We start from the raw sequence: 3,385 nt of genomic DNA, 5'->3' as shown, positions 1-3,385 counted from the left end.
TCGTTTGAAGGATAAAAAAAGAATTGGGATTCAGCCCCAGGTTGAAATTTAATACGAGATCAAAGGGGTCAATTTTACTTTGCCATTTGTAAGGTGAAAGGGGTCAATTTTAGAATGCCGTTGACAAAGCTGCATAAATTGAAATAGCCTGTCTCACATGACAGGCTTTCTTCTTGCTGATTATCATATAGGCTCAAGCAGGGACTCCAAATAATCAGCCCATTCCTGCATCATCTCTTGGCGTTTATTCAGAAACTTGGTTCGGTTGTAAGCTGTACCATTGTTGTCTTTTACCTTATGCGCCAGTTGATGTTCAATGAAGTCCACACGCTGCTCCAGAATTTCATCCAGCATGGTACGTGCAGTTGCCCTAAAGCCATGTGCTGTCTGTTCACCACCATAGCCCAAGCGTTTTAAAGCGGAGTTGATGGTATTGTCAGAAATAAAGGTTTTACCATCCCGCCCCACAAAGATGTATTCGCTGTATGGATGCAGATCAATAATTGACTCAATCAAGTCAAAGGCTTGATCTGACAATGGCACAATATGAAGTTGCTTGGTTTTACTGGCTGTAAATTTAAAGCAACGCTCTTCATGATAGAAATATTCCTTTTTCAGCTTGCGAATCTCCCCAGGTCGCTGAAAGGTCAGCACAGAGATTTTTAACGCCACCTGCGTGGTCAGTAAACAGCGTGTATAAAGCTTAGAGTAGTTCCAAATCTTATTTAGCATTGGAGCTAGGTCTTGCTCTTCTGTCACGGCTGCAAAGTTTCCACCTTGTGGTTTTGGTAATTCAATATCTTCAATTGGATTATATTGGATCAGCTTTTTCTTACGTGCTGATTTAAAGATTTGGTTCAGGTCTGATTTAAGGCGTTTGGCAACAGACAGAGCACCACGCTCAATGATGCGCTTAAAGACCTTAATCTCAAGGATTTCTAGGGTAAGCTGTGGAAAGGTTAAATCACCAACGTAGGGATAGACATCATGCTTTAAACGACGGATCGTCTCTTCATCTTGTTTTTGCTCTAGCTCACGTTTATACAGCCATGCTTCAGCAACGATACGAAAGGTGTTTTCTGCTTCTTTCTGTTTCTGAGACTTGGTTTCAATCCGCTCCATTGCTGGATCAATACCCTGCTTGATAAGTTTCTTATATTCATCACGAATAGTACGAGCATCATCTAACGAAACTTCAGGGTAAGTCCCCAAAGATAAATCATTACGCTTGCCTAAGAATGGACGTGTGTAATTGAAGATCCAGTACTTGCTACCGCTCTGATCAATACGCAGATACAGATTTCCCCCATCTGACAGCTTATACATCTTGTCAGGATCGGGTTTAGCTTTTTTAACCTGTAAAGCACTAAGCTTGTTAATTCCACGAGTCGCCATAATTCAGACATAAAAAATGCAGTAAAGAATAATCTTACTGCATTTTTTACTACTTTATAACTGCCGATTGGTATAGTGCGTCACGGCTTGTCATATTGTAAATTTCCAAATTTAACCTTATAAATCAAAAACTTATACAGTGTTAAACAGTGTCAGAAACTTGAATTTGGCGGAAGCGGTGAGATTCGAACTCACGGAGGACTCACACCCTCGTCGGTTTTCAAGTTATTGGGACTTACACTTTACTGGGCTTTATTAACATTTAGTAAGCCATACATTCCTTTACAAAACAATGCCTTGAAGCTATATTTTGTTTTATGTAGCTTGTTTATGCTTTCCCTGTATCGCTTACAAATTGCTTACGAGTTACAGTGCAAAAAAGGCAAGCGACTACGCCAATAGTCCTTGCCTGTGGTTATATCCCTACTAGGAAACAACAAATGAATCATACTACATTTATCGCCAACTACAATGTCGGTGAGGAGTTCTATCATGCCTAAGTTGACTAAGAGCTTCATCGACAAATACCCTGCACCAATCAACAAAGATAAATTTGAATGGGATACTGAATTAAAAGGTTTCGGTATTCGAGTTACCCCTAAAGGTCGTGTTAGCTTTATTGTGCAAAACCGTGTTAATGGTCGCTCTGAGCGCATTACTATCGGGCAGTATGGTGTCTTTGCCCCTGACCAAGCACGTGACATTGCCCGCGAGCATTTACGCACAATGCGCATGGGTACAAGCCCAACAGCGCAGGCAAAAGCACATGCATTAATGTCTATTACGTTACGCGAAGTCTGCGACTCTTACATTAAAGACAGGTCGCTTAAAGCAAGTTCGCAAAGTGAAATTCGTAGACATGTGACCACAAGTTTTGAAGCATGGCAGGATACTCCTATTGCAGCCATAAACCGTGAGGATGTGAATAAACGCTACAACCAACTTAAAGAACATGGTTTACGTGGTAATGCCCCTGCACCTGCCCAAGCTAATCAAGCATTCAGCGTATTAAGAGCATTAATTAATTACGCAATCGATGAATATAGAAAGGAAGATGGCACACCATTAATTCAGGAAAACCCTGTAAATATTCTTAAAAAGAAAATGGTGAAATTAAAACCTCGTACCAGTCGTATTCCTGATTCTAAGGTAAATGATGTTTGGAAATACCTGTGGTCAACAAGGGAAACTGCTTTTAACCGTGAAACTCTAGCAAGCATTGATTTAATTATTTTCCTAATGCTCACAGGCGCACGATTAGGCGAAGCTCGTTCTTTAACTTGGGATAGAGTTAATTTAGAGGAAGCATGGTGGCATATACCCGACCCTAAAAACCACAATCCTGTCTATTTACCCTTATCAACTCAAGCAATAGAGCTGCTCAAAGCTAGACCTAGAACAGAGAGTTCACCTTTTGTTTTTGCTTCATGGTCAAAGTCAGGACACATTATTGACCCTAGAGATTCATTGAAACGTATGAGTGAAGTTGCTGGAACACCAATTACAGCACATGACCTTAGACGGACGTTTACCACAATAGGAGTGGCGCATTGTGGTATTGATTTAAACAAGGTTGAATTGCTGACAAACCATGTGCCTAAAGGGGTTACAGCAATTCATTATTTAGAAACTACGCACTTGCAATATTTACGCCCCGAAGTTCAGCAAGTGGCTGATTGGATTGATAAAAGTTAATCATAAAAAATCATTTGTGCATTAACATAAAACATAATATAGTTGTTTTTAACTGCAAACACCTCGCTTAATATTCACGTAACATGGGTTACATTATTAAGCTTGTATCTATCATGGGATAGAGGCTTCAAGGTTAATTTAAACTTGAGCTATCTGTCCCTTTTTTATGTAAGCGTCCGCTGAATCCCATACCTATTTTTTAATTCGATTTAGGTTTCCAGCAGTGTGGCAGTAACTCTTCAATCTGGGTCACTTTATGTGTCGGCAGCCTTTTCAGCACATCACTTAAATAGGC

3 protein-coding genes are annotated in these 3,385 nt (G+C 40.2%); 1 reads left to right on the top strand and 2 read right to left on the bottom strand.

Translation table 11 applies throughout. The features are described from left to right. Positions 1–183 precede the first annotated feature (183 nt). The gene (locus tag HX743_RS15695; protein ID WP_178319648.1) at positions 184–1,395 is read right to left on the bottom strand and encodes an integrase arm-type DNA-binding domain-containing protein; all 1,212 of its coding nucleotides are present in this window, start codon (positions 1,393–1,395) and stop codon (positions 184–186) included. A gap of 492 nt (positions 1,396–1,887) precedes the next feature. Here HX743_RS15695 and HX743_RS15690 point away from each other — a divergent pair, with 492 nt between their 5' ends. Beyond that, positions 1,888–3,090, top strand: coding sequence for a site-specific integrase (locus HX743_RS15690; RefSeq protein WP_178319647.1), 1,203 nt, complete (start codon positions 1,888–1,890; stop codon positions 3,088–3,090). 199 nt (positions 3,091–3,289) lie between these two features. On the opposite strand, the gene HX743_RS15685 is transcribed toward HX743_RS15690, so the two are convergent. Then, the coding region (locus HX743_RS15685) for a transposase domain-containing protein (RefSeq protein ID WP_004785112.1) at positions 3,290–3,385 on the bottom strand (96 nt) is incomplete at its 5' end.

Origin of the sequence: Acinetobacter sp. Swhac1 (genome assembly GCF_013390985.1) — a bacterium.
Classification (GTDB): Bacteria; Pseudomonadota; Gammaproteobacteria; order Pseudomonadales; family Moraxellaceae; genus Acinetobacter; species Acinetobacter towneri.
Note: the sequence above shows the minus strand (reverse complement) of the source record. Positions and strands in the feature narration are given on the sequence as shown.

Excerpts from the sequence above, each read along its gene's own strand:
- HX743_RS15690 (WP_178319647.1), top strand. The coding sequence starts at position 1,888 with ATGCCTAAGTTGACTAAGAGCTTCATCGACAAATACCCTGCACCAATC.
- HX743_RS15695 (WP_178319648.1), bottom strand. The coding sequence starts at position 1,395 with ATGGCGACTCGTGGAATTAACAAGCTTAGTGCTTTACAGGTTAAAAAA.